General features: G+C 75.6%; 15 protein-coding genes. 5 read left to right on the top strand and 10 right to left on the bottom strand.

Annotated elements, in window-relative coordinates:
• Positions 1-146 precede the first annotated feature (146 nt).
• The 3 genes from BMY40_RS23935 to BMY40_RS23925 all read right to left on the bottom strand — a co-directional run bounded on the left by BMY40_RS23935 (position 147) and on the right by BMY40_RS23925 (position 4,830).
• On the bottom strand, positions 147-2,369 hold the full coding sequence (locus BMY40_RS23935) for a tetratricopeptide repeat protein (protein WP_093662858.1): 2,223 nt from the start codon (positions 2,367-2,369) through the stop codon (positions 147-149).
• A gap of 112 nt (positions 2,370-2,481) precedes the next feature.
• Positions 2,482-3,126, bottom strand: coding sequence for an NUDIX domain-containing protein (locus BMY40_RS23930; protein ID WP_093662857.1), 645 nt, complete (start codon positions 3,124-3,126; stop codon positions 2,482-2,484).
• Between the two features lie 3 nt (positions 3,127-3,129).
• A complete protein-coding gene (locus BMY40_RS23925; protein WP_093662856.1) occupies positions 3,130-4,830 on the bottom strand; it encodes a CTP synthase in 1,701 nt (566 codons plus the stop codon).
• A 423-nt stretch (positions 4,831-5,253) separates the two neighbouring features.
• On the opposite strand from BMY40_RS23925, the gene BMY40_RS23920 reads away from it, so the two are divergent.
• Positions 5,254-7,065 carry a glycoside hydrolase family 15 protein gene (locus tag BMY40_RS23920; protein WP_093662855.1) on the top strand — a complete coding sequence of 604 codons (1,812 nt, stop codon included), beginning with the start codon at positions 5,254-5,256 and terminating at the stop codon, positions 7,063-7,065.
• Positions 7,066-7,255: 190 nt separating this feature from the next.
• Positions 7,256-8,290: a LacI family DNA-binding transcriptional regulator gene (locus BMY40_RS23915; RefSeq protein WP_093662854.1), complete on the top strand. Its 1,035-nt coding sequence runs from the start codon at positions 7,256-7,258 to the stop codon at positions 8,288-8,290.
• A gap of 104 nt (positions 8,291-8,394) precedes the next feature.
• Here BMY40_RS23915 and BMY40_RS23910 read toward each other — a convergent pair whose 3' ends face one another.
• From BMY40_RS23910 to BMY40_RS23890, 5 genes are all read right to left on the bottom strand, one after another.
• Positions 8,395-9,540 carry a glycosyltransferase family 4 protein gene (locus BMY40_RS23910; RefSeq protein ID WP_093662853.1) on the bottom strand — a complete coding sequence of 382 codons (1,146 nt, stop codon included), beginning with the start codon at positions 9,538-9,540 and terminating at the stop codon, positions 8,395-8,397.
• 210 nt (positions 9,541-9,750) lie between these two features.
• The gene (recN, locus tag BMY40_RS23905) at positions 9,751-11,502 is read right to left on the bottom strand and encodes a DNA repair protein RecN (protein WP_093662852.1); all 1,752 of its coding nucleotides are present in this window, start codon (positions 11,500-11,502) and stop codon (positions 9,751-9,753) included.
• Between the two features lie 121 nt (positions 11,503-11,623).
• On the bottom strand, positions 11,624-12,511 hold the full coding sequence (locus BMY40_RS23900; protein WP_093662942.1) for an NAD kinase: 888 nt from the start codon (positions 12,509-12,511) through the stop codon (positions 11,624-11,626).
• 68 nt (positions 12,512-12,579) lie between these two features.
• Entirely contained in the window at positions 12,580-13,410 is an 831-nt protein-coding gene (locus BMY40_RS23895) for a TlyA family RNA methyltransferase (protein ID WP_093662851.1), read from the bottom strand.
• Positions 13,411-13,417: 7 nt separating this feature from the next.
• Positions 13,418-13,738 carry a hypothetical protein gene (locus BMY40_RS23890; protein WP_093662850.1) on the bottom strand — a complete coding sequence of 107 codons (321 nt, stop codon included), beginning with the start codon at positions 13,736-13,738 and terminating at the stop codon, positions 13,418-13,420.
• A gap of 257 nt (positions 13,739-13,995) precedes the next feature.
• Here BMY40_RS23890 and BMY40_RS23885 point away from each other — a divergent pair, with 257 nt between their 5' ends.
• On the top strand, positions 13,996-14,343 hold the full coding sequence (locus tag BMY40_RS23885; RefSeq protein WP_093662849.1) for an SCP2 sterol-binding domain-containing protein: 348 nt from the start codon (positions 13,996-13,998) through the stop codon (positions 14,341-14,343).
• A gap of 106 nt (positions 14,344-14,449) precedes the next feature.
• Entirely contained in the window at positions 14,450-15,193 is a 744-nt protein-coding gene (locus BMY40_RS23880; RefSeq protein ID WP_093662848.1) for a class I SAM-dependent methyltransferase, read from the top strand.
• A 115-nt stretch (positions 15,194-15,308) separates the two neighbouring features.
• Here BMY40_RS23880 and BMY40_RS23875 read toward each other — a convergent pair whose 3' ends face one another.
• Positions 15,309-16,379: an HAD hydrolase-like protein gene (locus tag BMY40_RS23875; protein WP_093662847.1), complete on the bottom strand. Its 1,071-nt coding sequence runs from the start codon at positions 16,377-16,379 to the stop codon at positions 15,309-15,311.
• 77 nt (positions 16,380-16,456) lie between these two features.
• Between BMY40_RS23875 and BMY40_RS23870 the strand changes: the two genes are divergently transcribed.
• Entirely contained in the window at positions 16,457-17,767 is a 1,311-nt protein-coding gene (locus BMY40_RS23870; RefSeq protein ID WP_093662846.1) for a DUF1015 family protein, read from the top strand.
• A gap of 73 nt (positions 17,768-17,840) precedes the next feature.
• Here BMY40_RS23870 and BMY40_RS23865 read toward each other — a convergent pair whose 3' ends face one another.
• Positions 17,841-18,626, bottom strand: a complete 786-nt coding sequence (locus BMY40_RS23865; protein WP_245770291.1) for a hypothetical protein — start codon at positions 18,624-18,626, stop codon at positions 17,841-17,843.
• Positions 18,627-18,919: the final 293 nt, after the last annotated feature.

The raw sequence follows: 18,919 nt of genomic DNA, 5'->3' as shown, positions 1-18,919 counted from the left end.
TTGCGGAATGGACCGGGGCCCACCCCACCGCACCGGTACACGGGGTAAATGTCGGATGCGGTCGAGCGGCCGCAGCTCGGCCAGTTTAATGAAGGGTTTCTCCCTGTCCAGCCTTGCAAAGGGTCAATTTTTGCGAGGATCGCTGTCTATTTCGCAGGCCGACTGCCGCTCTCGGCGGCGCGCGGGGTTCCTTCCAGCATCCACCGCGCCACCGCGGGGCGCGAGCGGGCGCCGCCTCCTGTGCCCGTCTCCCCGCTCCGGGCCGCGCCCCCGTCCCCGCGCGCCGCCCCCGGACGCCCCCACCGCAGGGCCCGGCGGCGGGTGCGCCGCGCCTCCTCACCGCGGCCCGCGTACTCCTGGACCCTGGCCACCTCCTCCAGCGCCCGCGCGTACGCCTCCCCGTCCCGCAGCCGCCGGCAGGCCGCGGCACAGGCCCGCCAGGCGCGCAGGGCCTCCTCCCAGCGCCCCTCGCGCAGGTGGGCGGCCCCGATCAGCCCGTGCAGCCGGGCCTCGTCGGCCGGCTCGCCGCGGGTCTGGCACAGCGCCAGCGCCCGGCCGTACCAGTCGCCGGCGCGCCGGTCGTCGCCCAGGTGCGCGTAGGTGTCGCCCAGCGACTCCAGCGCCCGCGCGGCCGCCGCCGCACTCCGGTCGCCGCCGCGTCCGCCGTCGGCGCGGGCGGCCTCCAGCGCGCCGCGGTAGCGCGTCAGCGCCCGGTGCGGGCGGCCGGCGTGGGCGTCGAGGTCCCCGAGGTCGAGCAGGATCGCGGCGCGCTCGCCGTGCAGCCCGCGCCGCTCGGTGACGGGCAGCAGCAGTTCGTGGAGCCGGTACAGCTCGGGGGCGGCCGCCTCGTGCCCCAGGTGCGCGATCAGCGCCCCGGCGAGCCCGGCGGCCAGCCGCCGGGCCAGGGTGTCCAGTTCCCCGTCCGCCACGGCGTCGCGGGCGGCCGCGCGCAGGCCCGGCAGCCGGGGGCCGAGCCAGGCGGCAGCGGCGGCGCGGTTTCCGAAGCGCAGGGCGCGCGGCAGCTCGGCCGCCGCCCGGCGCGCCGGCGAGCCGGGCGGCTCGGCCGCGGCCCGGCAGGAACGCAGCAGCCGCGCCGACCGCTCCAGCACCCGGGCCCGGGCCAGCCTCACGTCCTGCGGGCGCTCCCGCTCCTCCAGCACGGCCGTGAGCACGGGGGCGAGGCAGCCCGGGACGGCGTACAGCCCCGGGGTGGCGGTGGTGCGCAGCAGGCCGAGCCCGGTGAAGGCCTCCAGTATGGCCGCCGCCTCGTCCGCCCGGCATCCGGTCAGGGCCGCGGCGGTGTGGGCGTCGGCGAGTCCGGCCGGGGCGAGCGCCAGCAGGCGCAGGAAGCGCGCGGCCGGGGGCGGCAGCGAGCCGTGGACCAGGTGGAAGGCGCGCACCAGCGGCCGGGCGACCGCGGCGGGACGGGCGCGGGGCCCGGGGACGGCGGCTCGCGCGGGACCGGGAGGACCACCGGGGAGAGCGCCGGGAAGACCGCCGGGAAGACTGCCGAAGTGGCCGCCGGGCACGCGTCCCGACGCGTCCTCGGGCGCGTGGGCGTCGTCCGCCGCGCCGCCGGGCAGATCGTCGGGGAGAGCGCCGAAACGCCGGGCCGCCTCGGCGACGGACGCCGTGGGGTGGGCCGCCAGCCAGCCGCCGACCAGGACGAGCGCCGCGGGACGCCCGCCGCACGCCTCGGCCAGGGACTCCGCCGCACGCGGGTCGACGGTGACCCGGGGGGTGTCCCCGGCCCGCTTCTCCAGCAGGGCGACGGCCGCCTCGGTGCCGAGCCCCTCCAGCGTGCAGGGCCGGACGTCCGGGATGCCGGTCAGCGGCCCGCGGGAGACGGCCAGCACCAGGCACCCGCGGCCGTCGGGCAGCAGGCCGTGAAGCTGTTCGGGAGCGGCCACGTCGTCCAGGAGGAGCAGGGCGCGGCGGTCCGCCAGGGCGGCGCGCAGCGCCTCGGCGAGCTCCACGTCCCCCGCCCCGGCGGGAGGCGCGGCCAGGGGTCCGCGGGCCGCGGCGAGAGCGCGGAGCAGATCGCGGGCGGTGCGCTCGGTGGGGACGGGGGTGCCGTCCGGGTCGCTGAGCCGGGCGCGCAGGATCCCGTCGGGGTAGTCGGCGGCCGCCTGCCGCGCGAACTCCTCCGCCAGCGCGGTGCGGCCCGAGCCGGGCCGGCCCGCGATCAGCAGGACGCGGCAGCGGGCCGGGGGGCTGCCGGAGAGGGCGTCGAGCCCGGCGCGTTCGGCGTCGGCGCGCAGCCGGTCCAGTTCGCGCCGCCGTCCCAGGAGACCGCCCGCTGCCCCGCCTCCGTCCACGGCTCCGGCGGACGGGGCCGGTCCGCCGGTGTGCACCGCCTGATCCGTCACGGCTGGAAGGGTAGTTCACCACGGACGGTCCGCACCGGCGCCGCGCGCCCCGGGCGCGGAGCGGCCGCTCCGCGCCCGGGGCGCGTTCACACTCCGGCCGCCGGCCGGCTCCTCATGCCCGGAACGGCCTGGCGGGCCAGGGCGCCTCGGCGGGGCGCAGGGCGTCCAGGCCGCCCTCGGTCCGTGCGGCCGTCAGGGCCAGGACACCGGTCACCAGGCAGTTGTTGTGCAGGTCCCCCGCCAGCGCACCGCGTACCAACTGCGCCAGGGGCACGCGTGCCACCTCCATGTCGGCCTCCTCGTCGCAGACCTCGAAGCGCTCGCCGTCGGCGTCGGACAGATCGCGGGCCAGGAAGATGCGCACCGCCTCGTCGCTGCCGCCGGGCGAGGTGTACACGTCGACCAGCACCCGCCAGTCCTCGGCCTTGACGTGCGCCTCCTCGTACAGCTCGCGCCGGGCGGCGCCCAGCGGGTTCTCGCCGGGGACGTCGAGCAGGCCTGCGGGGATCTCCCACAGCTTGTGCCGCACCGGGTGCCGGTACTGGCTGATCACCAGCACCCGGTCCTGCTCGTCGAGCGCGAGGACGGCCACCGAGCCGGGGTGGACCTGGTAGTCGCGGGCGGCGACGGAACCGTCCGGCATCACCACACGGTCGGTGCGCACGCTGGTCTTGCCGCCCTCGAAGGGCGTCTCGGAGGCGGTGACCCGCCACTGCCTCGGGGCGTCCCGCAGAGCCCCCGCGTCCTTCTCCGCCATCGCTCAGGCCCCCTCGCCCGCCGCGGCGGGGGCGGCCTGAGGCACGGCGCCCGAGCCCTGCTGCCGCTTCACGGCCGCCCCGACCAGGCCGGCGAAGAGCGGGTGCGGGCGGGTGGGCCGGGAGCGCAGCTCGGGGTGGGCCTGGGTGGCGACCAGGTAGGGGTGGGTCTCGCGCGGGTACTCCACGTATTCCACCAGCTTGTTGTCCGGGGAGGTCCCGGAGAACACCAGGCCGGTCTTCTCCAGCTCGGCCCGGTAGGCGTTGTTGACCTCGTAGCGGTGGCGGTGGCGCTCCTCGACGTACGGCTCGCCGCCGTAGACCTCGCGCACGATCGAGCCCTCGGCGAGCTTGGCCGGGTACATCCCCAGTCGCATGGTGCCGCCCATGTCGCCCTCACCGGCGACGATGTCGAGCTGCTCCTCCATGGTGGAGATCACCGGGTGGGGCGCGGCCTGGTCGAACTCGGTGGAGTTGGCGCCCTCGATGCCGGCCAGGTTGCGGGCGGCCTCGATGACGATGCACTGCAGGCCCAGGCACAGGCCCAGCAGCGGGATGCCGTTCTCGCGGGCGTAGGTGATCGCGGCGACCTTGCCCTCCACGCCGCGCTCGCCGAAGCCGCCGGGGATGCAGATCGCGTCCACGTCGCCGAGCTGCCTCCTCGCCCCGCCGGGGACGCGGCAGTCGTCGGAGGTGACCCACTTGATCTTCACACGGGCGTTGTTGGCGAAGCCCCCGGCGCGCAGCGCCTCGGTGACCGACAGGTACGCGTCGGGCAGGTCGATGTACTTGCCGACCAGCGCGACGGTCACCTCGTGGTCGGGCTGGTGGACGCGGCGCAGCAGGTCGTCCCACTGGGTCCAGTCCACGTCGCGGAAGGGCAGGCCCATCCGGCGCACCACGTAGGCGTCCAGGCCCTCGGTGTGCAGCACCTTGGGGATGTCGTAGATCGACGGGGCGTCCTTGCAGGCCACCACCGCCTCCTCGTCCACGTCGCACATCAGCGAGATCTTGCGCTTGATGGAGACGGGCACGTCGCGGTCGGCGCGCAACACGATGGCGTCGGGCTGGATGCCGATGTTGCGCAGGGCGGCGACCGAGTGCTGGGTGGGCTTGGTCTTCAGCTCGCCGGAGGGCCCGATGTAGGGCAGCAGGGAGATGTGGACGACGAAGACGTTGTCGCGGCCGACCTCGTGCCGCACCTGGCGCACGGCCTCCAGGAAGGGCAGCGACTCGATGTCGCCGACGGTGCCGCCGACCTCGGTGATCACCACGTCGACGTCGTCGGTGGCCATCCGGCGGATGCGGTGCTTGATCTCGTTGGTGATGTGCGGGATGACCTGCACGGTGTCGCCCAGGTACTCGCCGCGCCGCTCCTTGGCGATGACCGTGGAGTAGATCTGGCCGGTGGTGACGTTGGCGGAGCCGTCGAGGTCGACGTCGAGGAACCGCTCGTAGTGGCCGATGTCCAGGTCGGTCTCGGCGCCGTCGTTGGTGACGAACACCTCGCCGTGCTGGAAGGGGTTCATCGTGCCGGGGTCGACGTTGAGGTACGGGTCGAGCTTCTGCATGGTGACCCGCAGTCCCCGCGCCTTGAGCAGGGCGCCCAGGCTGGAGGCGGTCAGACCCTTGCCGAGCGAGGAGGCGACACCCCCGGTGACGAAGAGGTGCTTGGTCGTCATGGATGTCGAGGATCGAGTCGGCATGGCCAAGAGGGGGCTCCCGTGGTCGCGAGGTGACGTGCGCTTGGCGCCCCGGCCGGATCGGCTCGACCGGTGGGGGTGCCGTCGCTGCGGTTCGGGGGTTGTTGTGCCCTCCGCTCCACGGGCTACCAGGGTATCAGCGGCGCGTCCGGGTTGCGGAGGCGCGGCCCGCCGCCGCCCGGGCCGTGGCACAGTTACCGGGACGGCCGCCGGTGCGGCCGTCCCGGCGATCGCCGCCGCGGCCGTCCACCGCGGTTGTCAATCACCGGATTGTTGTCACCCGGAAGGGCCCGTCACCCCTAAGGTGACCTCGGCGCGGAACATCTGGCCGCGTCGTATCCTGCTCAGACTGTCCACGCGGGCCCTCCCGCGCGGCAGGACGGAAAACCGCACGTCCCACGGGGCGTAGCCACTGTTCGACTGGAGATGCTCGTGGCCGGGCGCATCGAGGATTACGCACTCATCGGGGACATGCAGACCGCCGCCCTGGTATGCCGGGACGGTTCGGTGGACTGGCTGTGCCTGCCCCGGTTCGACTCGCACGCCGTCTTCGCGGGGCTCCTGGGCACCGAGGAGCACGGCTTCTGGCGCCTGGGCCCCGCGTACCCCGCCGGCCAGGAGCCGCCGGTCGCGAACCGCCGCCGCTACCGGGGCGACTCCCTGATCCTCGAGTCCGAGTGGGACACCCCGCGCGGGACGGTGCGTGTGATCGACTTCATGCCGCCCCGCGAGCACCACGCGCCGCAGCTCATCCGCATCGTGGAGGGTGTCAGCGGCCGCGTGCCGATGCGCTCGGCGCTGCGGATGCGGTTCTCCTACGGCTGGGTGGTGCCGTGGGTGCACAAGGTGGACGGCCGCACCGTCGCCGTCGCGGGGCCCGACTCCGTGTGGGTGGACTCCGAGGCCGACACCTACGGCAAGGACCTGACCACCTACGCCGACTTCACCGTCGCGCCGGGCGACCGGGTGGCCATGACCATCAGCTGGCAGCCCTCGCACAAGGAGCCCCCGGCGCCGGCGGAGCCGGAGACGTCCCTGACTGCGACCGAGGACTTCTGGCGCGACTGGGTGCGCCAGTGCACGTACCACGGCCCGTACCGGGAGGCGGTGGTGCGCTCCCTGATCACGCTCAAGGCGCTCACCTACGCCCCGACCGGCGGCATCGTCGCGGCCCCCACCACCTCGCTGCCCGAGCACATCGGCGGCGTGCGCAACTGGGACTACCGCTTCACCTGGCTGCGCGACGCGGCGATCACGCTGTCGTCGCTACTGCGCACCGGCTACCGCGAGGAGGCCCTCGCCTGGCGCGAGTGGCTGCTGCGCGCGGTCGCCGGCGATCCGGAGAACCTGCAGATCATGTACGGCATCGCCGGTGAGCGCGAGCTGGGCGAGACGGAGCTGTCCTGGCTGCCCGGCTACGAGAACTCCCAGCCGGTGAGGGTCGGCAACGGCGCCGCCTCCCAGCTCCAGCTCGACGTGTACGGCGAGGTCATCGAGGCCCTGCACCTGGCCCACATGACCGGTCTGGCGCGCAACGACTACGCCAGCCTCCTGCAGATCAAGCTGATCGGCTATCTGGAGGACCACTGGAACGAGCCCGACGAGGGGATATGGGAGGTGCGAGGCCCGCGCCGCCACTTCGTGCACTCCAAGGTCATGGCCTGGGTGGCGGTGGACCGCACGATCCGCCTGATCGAGTCCGGAGAGGCGGACGGTCCGCTGGAGCGGTGGCGCGCGCTGCGCGACGAGATACACCGGGACGTCTGCGAGAAGGGCTACGACCCCGAGCGGAACACCTTCACCCAGTCCTACGGGTCCAAGGAGCTGGACGCCTCCCTGCTGCTGATCCCGCAGGTGGGCTTCCTGCCGCCGGACGACAAGCGGGTCATCGGCACCATCGAGGCCATCCAGCGCGAACTGTCCACGCCGGACGGCTTCGTGCTGCGCTACCCGACCTCGGGCGAGCACGCGGGGCTGGACGGGCTGGAGGGCGACGAGGGCGCGTTCCTGGCCTGCTCCTTCTGGCTGGCCGACGACCTGGCGATGATCGGCCGGGTGGAGGAGGCGCGCAGGCTCTTCGAGAAGCTGCTCTCGCTCCGCAACGACCTGGGGCTGCTCGCGGAGGAGTGGGACTCCCGTCTGGGGCGCCAGGTGGGCAACTTCCCGCAGGCGTTCAGCCACGTTCCGCTGATCGACACCGCCCTGCGGCTGACGGCCTCGGGCGCGTACGGCGGCTGAGGCCCCAGGCTCCGCCGTCCCGTCCGGCGCCGCCCGGCGACGTCCGTTTCCCGGACGCGCCGGGCGGCGCCGTACCACGGTGCTGTACAACGTAGAACGGGGTCGTGAAAGCGCTCTCACCACAGAGCCTGCCGACTGTCCGCGTCCGGCGGTAGCGTCGGGATCCCGCGAGAGAAGGAGTTGTTCGCCCGTGCACGGTCCCAGACCCACCCTCGAAGCGGTCGCCGCCCATGCCGGGGTCTCCCGCGCCACCGTGTCGCGCGTGGTCAACGGGGGCGCCGGTGTCCGCAAGTCCCTCCGGGACCGGGTCCAGGCGTCCGTGGCCGAGCTGGGCTACGTCCCCAACAGCGCGGCGCGCAGTCTGGTCACCCGCCGCACCGGAGCCGTCGCCGTGGTGATCGCCGAGCCGGAGACCCGGGTGTTCTCCGACCCCTTCTTCGCCCAGCAACTGCGCGGCATCAGCCGCGAGCTGGCGGCGTGCGACACGCAACTGCTGCTCATGCTGCTGGAGGGCCGCACGGACTACGACCGCATCGGCCGCTATCTGGCGGGCGGGCACGTGGACGGCGCGCTGATGTTCTCGCTGCACCGCGACGACCCGCTGCCGTCCATGGCGAACGCCTCCGGCCTGCCCACGGTCTTCGGCGGCCGGCCGGGCTGGCCCGGCGCCGAGGACGACCCCGACCTGCTGTACGTGGACACCGACAACCGGGGCGGCGCCCGGCAGGCGGTGGAGCACCTGCGCCGGCGGGGACGGCGGCGGATCGCGGTGATCACCGGTCCGCTGGACCAGACCTCCGCCCTGGACCGGCTCGACGGCTATCTCGACGCCCTGGGCCTGACCGAGCCCGATCCCGCCCTGATCGCCCACGGCGACTTCACGGCCGAGGGCGGCGAGCGCGCCATGGCCGAGCTGCTGGACCGCTCGCCCGGCCTGGACGCGGTGTTCGCCGGCAACGACCTGACGGCCACGGGCGCGCTGCGGACGCTGCGCGCCCGCGGGCTGCGGGTGCCGCAGGACGTGGCGGTGGTCGGCTACGACGATCTGGAGCAGGCCGCCTGGGCCGAGCCGGCGCTGACCACCGTCCGCCAGGACATCCAGGGGATGGGGCGGATGATGGCGGAGCTGCTGCTGCGGCGGCTCGGGCTGGCCGACGCCTCCGGCGTCGGCCGGCCGGCCCCGGTCGTCACCCCGGCCCGGCTGGTCGTCCGCGCCTCCAGCTGACCCGGCCTGGCCGGGGCCCCGGGCCCGCGCCCGGCACGGCGGCGGAAGGCCGGGGCACGGGAACCGGGCACGGCGGGGACCGGGTACCGCGGGCGCCCGGGCCGTCAGCCCCCCTGCTCCAGCTCGTCGTACACGCTCAGCACCTGGGTCACCGTCTCGTCCTCGCTCGGCCAGGTCGCGGCCTGGGCACGCCCGGCCGCGGCCAGCCCGCGGCGCCGGGCGGGGTCGACGAGCAGCCCGCCCACCGCGTCCGCCAGCGCCTCCGCATCCCCGTAGGGCACCAGCAGCGCGGCGTCGCCGACCAGCTCCGGCAGACCGCCCACCGCGCTCGCCACCAGCGGCACCCCGGCCCGCAGCGCCTCCTGTGCCACCATCGCCCGGCCCTCCCAGCGCGCGGGCAGCACGGCGACATCGGCGGCGGCGAGCAGCTCCAGCGCGTCCTCGCGCCGCCCCAGCAGCCGTACCGGCAGCTCCTCGGCCTCGATGCGGCGCTGGAGCGCGGGGCGCGCCGGGCCCTCCCCCGCGATGGCCAGCAGCGGCTGCGGATCCAGCCGGCGCCAGGCCCGGGACGCGGTCAGCAAGGTGGTGTGCCCCTGGCGGGGAACGAGCCGCCCGACGGCGAGGACCAGCGGGCGGCCGGTGACGCCGAGTTCGGCCCGGGTCTTCTCCCGCGCCGTGTCGTCCGCCCCGTCCGGCCGGCCCGGGCGTCCCTCGTGCCCGCCGCACGGCACGGACACGGTCACCGGAGCCAGCCGGGCGTCGCGGGCGCCGTGGCGGCGGGCCCGGTCCACCAGGTCCGACGTGGTGCCGAACACCACCTGCGCGGCCCGCACCACCCGCCGCTCCAGCAGCCACATCAGCCGGGCCCGTACCCCCACCGCCTGGACCCGGGCGTGCCAGGTGACCACCAGCGGCGTCCGGCGCCGTCCGCACAGCGCCAGGGCGGCCGGCACACCGGCGCGCAGCCCGTGGGCGTGCACCACGCCGGCGTCCGCGCACACCGCGCGCAGCACCGCGGCCGCCTCGGGGCCGGTGCCGCAGGACAGGGGGACGAAGTGGGCGCCGAGGCCGGTGAAGCCGTAGTCCGGCTCGGTGCCCGGCGGCGCGCAGACGGTCACGCGCACCCCCCGCGCCACCAGTCCGGCGGTCAGGGAGCGCACATGCGCGCAGACGCGGGCGCTGCCGCCGCCGATCACCTGCACGACGTGCAGCGGCGGTCCGCCGCGCGGTGGAACCGGGGTGGTCTTCACAAGGGGCCGGGACTCCTGGGGTGAGGGCTCGGACGGCTCGGACTCGCGGATCCGCCCCCGCACGGGATCGCGGATCACGCACAGCAGCGTACGGCGTACGGGCGGTGCGGCGCCTCCAGGATGCCACCCCGGCCCCGGTGGGACGCCACGCCGTACGGGTGAAACGCGGGCGGCCCGGGCGGCCCGGAACGGGTGCCCGAAGGCCGCGGTTCAGATGCCGGAGCGGGCCGCCTCCAGCAGCTCCTCGGCATGGGCGCGGGCGAGTTGCGAGTCCTCCTGCCCGGCCAGCATCCGGGACAGCTCACGCACCCGGTCCTCGCCCCGGAGGGTCTTCACACCGCTGCGCGTCACCGAGCCGTCGGAGGTCTTCTCCACCACCAGGTGCCGGTCGGCGAACGCCGCGACCTGCGGAAGATGGGTGACCACCACGACCTGCGCCGACTTCGCCAGCCGCGCCAGCCGCCGTCCGACCTCCACGGCCGCCTTGCCGCCCACGCCGGCGTCCACCTCGTCGAAGAGGTAGGTCGGCACCGGGGCGGTGCCCGCGAAGACGACCTCGACCGCGAGCATCACCCGCGACAGCTCGCCGCCCGAGGCCCCCTTGGCGATGGGGCGGGGCGGGGCCCCGGGGTGCGGTGCCAGCAGCAGCTCGACCTCGTCCACGCCGTGGGGGCCGAAGGCGACCAGCCGCCCGTCCACCTCGATCCCCGACTCCTCGTCCGCCGTCTCGTGCTGCCGCAGCTCCACGGTGACGCGGGCGTGCGGCATGGCGAGCTCGGCCAGCTCGGCGGTGACCGCGTCGGCGAACCGCTTGGCGGCCTCCGTCCGCGCCTGTGTCAACCGCTGCGCGAGAGCGGCCAGTTCGGCACGGAGCGCATCGCGTTCGGCGGTCAGTTCGCCGATCCGGTCGTCGTCGCCCTCGAGTTCGGCGAGCCGGGCGGTGCTCTCCTCGGCCCAGGCCAGGACGGCCGCGGTGTCCTCGCCGTACTTGCGGGTCAGGTGGGACAGGACGGCCCGGCGCTCCTCGACCGCGGCCAGCCGCGCCGGGTCGGCGTCCAGGTCGTCGGCGTACCCGGCCAGCTCCCCGGCGACGTCCGCCAGCAGGATGCCCACCTCGCCCAGCCGGTCGGCCAGCCCCGCCAGCGCCGGATCGTGCGACCGCACGGCCTCCAGCGCACGCTGGGCGCCGGCGACCAGCGCGCCCGCGTCCACCGACTCCGGGTCGGCCGGATCGCCGGCCAGCGCGCCGTGGGCGGTGGCCGCGGCCGACGCCAGTGCCTCGGCATGGCCGAGCCGCTCGGCCTCGGCGGCCAGTTCGGCGTCCTCCCCCGCCCGGGGTTCGGCCGCGGCGATCTCCTCCAGGCCGAAGCGCAGCAGATCGGCCTCCTGAGCGCGCTCGCGGGCTCGCGTGGTCAGCTCGGCCAGCTCGGCGGAGACCGCGCGCAGCCGCCGGTAGGCCCGGCCGTACTCGGCCAGCGGGGCGGATACCGCCCCACCCGCGTACCGGTCCAGCGCCTCGCGCTGCCGGGCGGGCCGCAGCAGGCCCTGCTGGTCCGTCTGGCCGTGCACCGCGACCAGGTCCTCGCCCAGCTCCGACAGCAGCCCGACGGGCGCCGAGCGGCCGCCGACATGGGCGCGCGAGCGTCCCTCGGCCGAGATCGTCCGGCTGACCAGCAGCACGCCCTCGTCCAGCTCCGCGCCCGCCTCCTCGGCCCGCCGCGCCGCGGGCGCGCCGGGCGGCAGCACGATCCGGCCCTCCACCACGGCGGCCTTGGCGCCCACCCGTACGAGGGCGGCGTCCGCCCGTCCGCCGAGCAGCAGTCCCAGACTGGTGACGACCATGGTCTTGCCCGCGCCGGTCTCGCCGGTCACCGCGGTGAAGCCGGGGGACAGCTCGACGACGGCGTCATCGATCACGCCCAGGGCCCGAATCCGCATTTCCTCCAACACGGATACGACCATACGAGGTTCCGCGGCGGGATCCCCACTCACGGTCCGCACCACGCGCCCCGCGCGCCCCTTCCTCCCCGTCGCGCGCACGCGCGGCCGGCGCGGACGCGGCCGGCCCGCCGGTGCGGCGCGGTCAGTGCGGTGCCCCGCGCCATCCGGCCACCGGGAGGGCGAACTTCGCCACCAGGCGATCGGTGAAGGAGGCGTGGTGCAGCCGCGCCAGCCGCACCGGCACCGCGCTGCGCCGCACCTCCACCCGGGCCCCGGCCGGCAGCTCCGCGGTGCGCCTTCCGTCGCACCACAGGACGCCCCCCTGGGTCTGCGGCTGCACCTCGACGGCCAGCACCGAGTCGGGCGTGGTCACCAGGGGCTTGGCGAACAGCGCGTGGGCGCTGATGGGCACCAGCAGCAGCGCCTCGACCTCCGGCCAGACCACCGGCCCGCCCGCGGAGAAGGCGTAGGCCGTGGAACCGGTGGGCGTGGCGCACACCACCCCGTCGCAGCCGAAACGGGAGACCGGCCGGCCGTCGACCTCCGCCACGACCTCCAGCATCCGCTCGCGGGCGGCCTTCTCCACCGAGGCCTCGTTCAGCGCCCAGTCGCGGTGGATCACGTCCCCGTTGCTGCGGACGAGCACGTCGACGGTCATCCGCTCCTCCACCTCGTAGGAGCGCGCGACCACCCGCCGCACGACCTTGTCCAGGTCGTCGCGCTCCGCCTCGGCGAGGAAGCCGACCCGGCCGAGGTTGACCCCCAGCATCGGCACCCCCGAGGCACGGGCGAACTCAGCGCCGCGCAGCAGCGTCCCGTCCCCGCCGAGGACGACGATCAGCTCGCAGCCCTCCACGGCCTTCTCGCAGATCTCGCCGTCCCGCACCGTCTCCACGGACGGCGGCAGCGTCAGGTCGGCCGCCTCCTCCGCCAGGACGCGCGCGCCGATGCCGTTGCGCAGCAGCCCCTGGACGACGAGTTCGGCGCTGCGGACGGCGGCCGGGCGGCCGGTGTGGGTGATCAGGAACACGGTCCGCCCGGCGCCCTCCACGCTCCCGGTGGTCTCGGCGGTCGTGTTCTTCTTCGTGCTCTGCGTGGTCACTGGGGGCCCTCCGCCACGGCTCGGTCGACATCGGCCGGGTCCAGTTCGGGTGCCCCGGCACGCAGCCACAGGAAGTACTCGACGTTACCGGAGGGTCCCGGCAGAGGGCTGGCGGTCACTCCGAGCACGCCGAAACCCAGTTCCGCGGCCCGGCCCGCGACGGTGCGGACCGCCTCGGCCCGCAGGGCCGGGCTGCGCACCACGCCCCCGCTGCCCAGCCGCTCCCGGCCCACCTCGAACTGCGGCTTGACCATCAGCACCAGATCGGCCCCGGGCGCCGCGCAGCGTGCGAGCGCGGGCAGCACCAGCCCGAGCGGGATGAAGGACAGATCGCCGACGACGAGGTCCACCGGCTCACCGCCGATCTGCTCCAGGGTCAGCTCGCGGACGTTGGTGCGGTCGCGCACCAGCACCCGCTCGTCGCTCTGCAGCGACCAGGCGAGCTGCCCGTAGCCGACGTCGACGGCGACGACCCGCGCGGCCCCGGCGCGCAGCAGCACGTCGGTGAAGCCGCCGGTGGACGCTCCGGCGTCCAGCGCCCTGCGCCCCGCCACGGTCAGCCCGCGCGGGGCGAACGCCGCCAAGGCGCCGGCCAGCTTGTGGCCTCCGCGCGAGACGTAGTCGGGGTCGGCCGCGTCCTCGGCCACGACGACGGCCGCGCCGGTCTCCACCTGGGTGGCGGATTTGGTCGCGGTGGCACCGCCGACGGTGACACGCCCGGCGGCGATGAGCCGGCCGGCGTGCTCGCGCGAGCGGGCCAGGCCGCGGCGCACCAGCTCCGCGTCGAGCCGGTTGCGCCGGCCACGCTGGTTTCGTGACGCTGCCACGTGCGGTTCAGCTCCCGGGGTTGTACGGCGCGCCCGGTGCGGGCGGCCCGGGTCGCTGGTCGAGCGCGGTCAGCGTGTCACGCAGTCCGCGATGCACATCCTCGTACACCTCCAGATGGCCGGAGACGGCGAGGTGGTCGGCGTCCGCCAGGCGACGCAGCCGGGCGTCGACCCCGGCGTTCCCGGTGGGGGTCACACACAGCCCCAGGGGCCGCGGCCCGCCGTCCCCGGCGAAGGACTCCTCCCCCGGTTCCGTCGTGCCGGCCACCACCAGGGCCCGCGCTGGTGGTTCCGTCTCAGGCGCCGTGCCGGGCATCGGCTCGTCCATCGGTCTCCTAGCGGGGGGCCACCGGCTTCAGCCGGTGGCGGGGTTGCTCCTGACTCGGCCGGAGGCGGGACCGCCCCGGCGGGGCCGGGGGAGGACCGCCTCCCTCACGCGTGACGGCTCTCCGTTCGTCCCGAAAGGGGCCGGTCCGGGCCGGAAGCCCCCTCCTTCAGGGGGGAGCGCGGTCACGGTCACGACGCTACCGCGCGCGGCGCCCTCCACGACGGCGGCCACTCCTCCTGGGGTACCGTCGTGAGGCGATGGCGACCACACAGCAGTGCCGGACCGCGCTGGAGCGGCTGGCGGCCAACCTCGCGGACGCGGACGACGACGTGCGCAGCGCCGCCGCCCTGGAGCGCTCGGTCAGCTGCCATCTCACGGACCTGGACACCACCTTCACCGGCCGGCTCGTCCACGGCCGCATCGAGGACATGGCCACCGTCCACGGCCCGCCCCCCGGGCGTGCCCAGATCAGACTGGCCATGACCAGCGACGACCTCGTCTCGCTGGTGGACGGCCGGCTGAACTTCGCCCGGGCCTGGGCCCGGGGCCGCGTCAGACTCGAGGCGGGCCTGCGGGACCTGCTGCGGCTGCGGTCCCTGCTCTGAACGGCCCCGCTCCGTCCGGCCCCCGGGGCCGGGCGGCCGGACGGGCCGGGCCCGACAGCCGCGGGAAACGGGTGTGGCCGGGGCCCCGGGCGGCGACGATGGCCGTATGACCGCCGCCTCCCACGCCCGCTCCTTCGACACCGCCGCGGCCCTGTACGCCGCGAACCGCCCCTCCTACCCGCCCGCCCTCCTGGACGCCGTCGAGGAGCTCTCGGGCCGCCCCCTCGCCGGTGCCCGCACCGCCGACGTCGGAGCCGGCACGGGGCTCCTCACCGCGCTCCTGGCCGCCCGCGGCGCCCGTGTCGTGGCCGTCGAACCCGGCGGCGGCATGGCGGCCGAGTTCCGCCGCGCCCTCCCCGGCGTCCCCGTGGTGCGCGGCGACGGAGACCGCCTGCCACTGGCCTCCGGCCGCTTCGACCTGGTCACCTACGCCCAGGCCTGGCACTGGACCGACCCCGGGCGGTCGGTGCCCGAGGCCCTCCGCGTCCTGCGCCCCGGCGGCGCCCTCGCCGTCCTGCGCAACGACCCCGACGAGTCCGTCGGCTGGATCGCCGGCCAGGCCGCCCGGGTGCGCCGCTTCTTCGGCGTCGGGCAGGAGGCGGTGGAGGCGGCCCGGGCCCGTGCGCTGCCGTCCGGGCCCGGCTTCACCCGCCGGCAGGTGCGCTGGTCCCGGCGGGTGCCACTGGAGACCCATCTGGCCAACCTCGCCAGCCACTCCGACTTCCTCGTCATCGGGGAGGAGGCCGCCGGCGCGTTCCTGGCCGGGGAGCGCGACCGCATGGACGCCCTCTTCCCCGGCGGTACGGTCGAGGAGGCCTACGTCGCGACCCTGTGCCTCACCCTGCGCTGAGCCCTCACCGGCGAGCCCTCCCCGGCGAAGCGGGCGCCGCCCGGGGCACACCGCGGCCCCACGCCCCGGGAGGCGAGGGCCTGGCGAGAGCCTGGGCAAGCCCGGCGGAGAGGCCTCACAACCCGAGCACGGCCCGCACCTCGTCCACCCCGGGCAGGTCGCACACGCCCTCCCCCGCATGCGTCCACGCGGCGGCGCACAGCGCCCGCAGCCCGTCCAGCGGATCGTCCCCCCGGCCCTCCAGCCGCAGCACGCCCCCCTCCGCCGAGGCCGCCCAGCCGCCGCACAGGAACCCGCTCCGGCCCCCGTCGCGCAGCTCCTCCACCTCCGGCTGCTCCCGGTGCAGTGCCCGCAGGTCGGCGGCCACGTACGTCGGCCGGTGCTCGGGGGGAGCGGCCAGCAGCTGCGCCGCGTCCGTCACCCCGGTGAGCACCAGCAGCGAGTCCACGCCCCCCGCGTACGCACCCTCGATGTCGGTGTCCAGCCGGTCCCCGACCACCAGCGGCCGCTCCGCGCCCGTCCGCAGGATCGTCTCGCGGTGCATCGGCGGCAGCGGTTTGCCGGCCGTTCTCGGCTCCGGCGCCGGGCGCATCCAGCGCGTCGCGATCCGCACCACCTCCACGGCCGCGCCGTTGCCCGGCGCGATGCCCCGGCCGCTGGGGATCGTCAGATCCCCGTTGGAGGCGAACCACGGCAGCCCGCGCCCCACCGCGATCGCCGCCTCCGCCAGCCGCCCCCAGGGCATCTCCGGTCCGCCGTACCCCTGCACGACCGCCGCCGGAGCGTCGTCCGCGGACTCCACCGGCTCCAGGCCGCGCTCGCGCAGCGCCACCCGCAGGCCCTCGCCGCCAACACACAGCACCCGCGAACCGGCCGGCAGCTCCTCAGCGATCATGCGCGCCACCGCCTGCGCCGAGGTGACCACCTCCTCCGGCTCGGCCGGCACTCCCAGCCGCGTCAGGTGCCCGGCGACGGTCAGGGGGGTGCGCGCCGCGTTGTTCGTCACGTACGCCAGCCGCATCCCGGCCTCCCGGGCCGCCGCGAGCGACTCGACCGCGTGGACGACCGCCTCGCCGCCCGCGTAGACCACGCCGTCCAGGTCGAGCAGCGCGGTGTCGTACATCCGGCTCGGCGGAGCCGGGCAGCCCTCCGGCCGGGTGCGTATCGGGCGGTGTGAACCGGTCATCGTCGTCTCGCTCCTTGCGCCGGCGGTCTTCCTCCCCCGATCATCTCCCACCCGGCACACCGGCATAACATGCACCAATGCTGCGTTCCCCGGGCCCCGAACACCCCTCGGGCGGCCTCCTCCTCGCTCCCTTCTGCGGCCTGCGCTACGCCCCCGACCGGGTCGGCAGCCTGGCCGCCGTGACCTCGCCCCCGTACGACGTCGTGGTACGGCCCGACGGCCTGCACCACCTGCAGACCGCCGACCCCCACAACATCGTCCGGCTGATCCTCCCGGAGGCCGCCGACCCGGCCGCCCGCCACCTGCAGGCCGCGCGGACCCTGCGCCGCTGGGAGGCCGACGGCGTCCTCGTACGGGACCCGGAGCCGGCCCTGTACGTCTACGAGCAGCGCCGGGGCGACGTGCTCCAGCGCGGCCTGATCGGCGCCCTGCGGCTGACCCCGCCGGACGAGGGTGTCGTACTGCCCCACGAGGACGTGATGCCGGAGGTCGTCGAGGACCGCGCGGCCCTGATGCGCGAGACCGCCGCCAACCTCGAGCCACTGCTGCTGTCCTACCGCGGCGACGGCACCGCGACCGGCGCGACCGCCGTCATCGAGCGCACCACCGGCAGACCCCCACTGCTCTCCACCACCACCGAGGACGGCTTCTCGCACCGGCTGTGGGCGGTAACCGACGCGGAGGAGATCGCCGAGGCCGGGCGCGACCTCTCCCGCCGTCAGGCACTCATCGCCGACGGCCACCACCGCTGGGCCACCTATCTGCGGCTGCGGTCCGAGCACACCGGGGAAGGCGCCGGCCGGGACGGCTTCTGGGAACACGGCCTGGTGCTGCTGGTGGACACCGCCCGCTACCCGCTGCGGGTGCAGGCCATCCACCGCGTGCTGCCCCGCCTGCCGGTGGCCGGCGCCCTGGCCCGGCTGGAGGGCGCCTTCCGGGTCCGGACCGCCGAAGGTCCGCTCCCCCGTGCCCTGCGCGCTCTGGAAACCGCCCCCGGCAACGCCTTCCTGCTCACCGGCGACGGCGCCTTCCACCTGCTCCACGACCCCGACCCGGACCTGCTCGCACGCACCGTCCGCGACGGCCTTCCCGAGGAATGGCGGCGGCTGGACGCCACGGTCCTGCACTCGACCCTGCTGGCCGCCGTCTGGCGCGTCCCGGACCGCCCCTCCGAAATCGGCTACCTCCACGACGCGGCGGCGGCCGTGGAACAGGCCGAGCGCCTGGGCGGCTCGGCGGTCCTGATGCGCGCGGTCGCGGAGGACACCGTGCGCGCACTGGCCCGCCAAGGCGTGACCATGCCCCGCAAGTCCACGTCCTTCGGTCCCAAACCGGCCACCGGCCTGGTGCTGCGCGCCCTCGGCGGCCTCCCGGAAGGGCATGCCTGACCGTACGGCTGGGGGCGGGGTCCGTCCCACGACGGGCCCCGCCCCCAGCCGCACACAGCGCGTCAGACGCCGCTCAGCGCTCTTCCTCCGCGCCCTGGTCGCGGTCGCGGCTCCCGTCCCCGCTCTCCCGGTCCCCCCGGTCCTCCCGGCCTGCCTCGACCGCCTCGGTGGGAACCTCCCCGTTCCCCTCCTCCGGCTCGGGCGCGTCCTCCAGGTCCGCCTCCGGGTCGAGCGCGTCCAGGAACTCCACACCGTCCAGCTGGGCCAGCCGATCCGACGCGTCGGTCATCCCGCCCTGGTCCGCCTCCAGAGCCCTGGCGAACCACTCGCGGGCCTCCTCCTCACGGTCCACGGCCAGGAGCGCATCGGCGTACGCGTAGCGCAACCGCGCCGTCCACGGCTGCACGGAGTTCGACGCCAGCTCGGGGCTCTGAAGCGTGACCACGGCCGCCTCGGCCTGACCCATGTCGCGCCGTGCTCCCGCCGCGACCAGCCGCATCTCCACCTGCCCGGCCTTGTCGAGCTTCTGCACCTCCGGCTCGCCGGCCATGGCCAGAGCCTTCTCCGGCCGGCCGAGACCACGCTCGCAGTCGGCCATCACGGGCCACAGGTGGGACGCACCGGTCATCCGCCGGGCAGCCCGGAACTCGGCCAGCGCTTCGGCGTACTTCCCCACCCCGTAGGCGGCGAAGCCCGCGGCCTCGCGCACCGCGGCGACACGGGAGGCCAGCCGCAGCGCGACCCTGGCGTAGCCGTACGCCTGCTCGGCGTCCTCGTCCAGCAGCTTCGCCACCATCACCAGATTCCTGGCGACATCGTCGGCCAGCGTCTTGGGCAGGCTCATCAGCTCCTGCCGCACGTCCTTGTCCAGCTCCTGCCCGGTGACGTCCTCCGGAATCGGCAGCCGCCTGATGGGCTCCCGGTCCTGGTTGCGGTCGCGCGGGCGCTCTTCACGCCGGTAACCGGTGTCTCCACCCTCGCGCCGTCCGCGGTAACCGCCCCGGTCGTCACGCCGGTCGTCACGGCCGCGGCCGCCGCCCTGACCGTACGGGCGCCTTCCGCGGTCGTCGTCCCGGCGCGGACCGCGGGGCCGCTCACCCCGGTCATCACGCCGATACGACGGCCGATCATCCCTACGGAACCCACCGCGGT

This window comes from Streptomyces radiopugnans (assembly GCF_900110735.1).
GTDB lineage: Bacteria > Actinomycetota > Actinomycetes > Streptomycetales > Streptomycetaceae > Streptomyces > Streptomyces radiopugnans.
This window is presented reverse-complemented; position numbering and strand designations above follow the sequence as displayed.

Excerpts from the sequence above, each read along its gene's own strand:
- BMY40_RS23930 (WP_093662857.1), bottom strand. The coding sequence starts at position 3,126 with ATGGCGGAGAAGGACGCGGGGGCTCTGCGGGACGCCCCGAGGCAGTGG.
- BMY40_RS23925 (WP_093662856.1), bottom strand. The coding sequence starts at position 4,830 with ATGCCGACTCGATCCTCGACATCCATGACGACCAAGCACCTCTTCGTC.
- BMY40_RS23920 (WP_093662855.1), top strand. The coding sequence starts at position 5,254 with ATGCTCGTGGCCGGGCGCATCGAGGATTACGCACTCATCGGGGACATG.
- recN (WP_093662852.1), bottom strand. The coding sequence starts at position 11,502 with ATGGTCGTATCCGTGTTGGAGGAAATGCGGATTCGGGCCCTGGGCGTG.
- BMY40_RS23890 (WP_093662850.1), bottom strand. The coding sequence starts at position 13,738 with ATGGACGAGCCGATGCCCGGCACGGCGCCTGAGACGGAACCACCAGCG.
- BMY40_RS23885 (WP_093662849.1), top strand. The coding sequence starts at position 13,996 with ATGGCGACCACACAGCAGTGCCGGACCGCGCTGGAGCGGCTGGCGGCC.
- BMY40_RS23880 (WP_093662848.1), top strand. The coding sequence starts at position 14,450 with ATGACCGCCGCCTCCCACGCCCGCTCCTTCGACACCGCCGCGGCCCTG.
- BMY40_RS23875 (WP_093662847.1), bottom strand. The coding sequence starts at position 16,379 with ATGACCGGTTCACACCGCCCGATACGCACCCGGCCGGAGGGCTGCCCG.
- BMY40_RS23870 (WP_093662846.1), top strand. The coding sequence starts at position 16,457 with ATGCTGCGTTCCCCGGGCCCCGAACACCCCTCGGGCGGCCTCCTCCTC.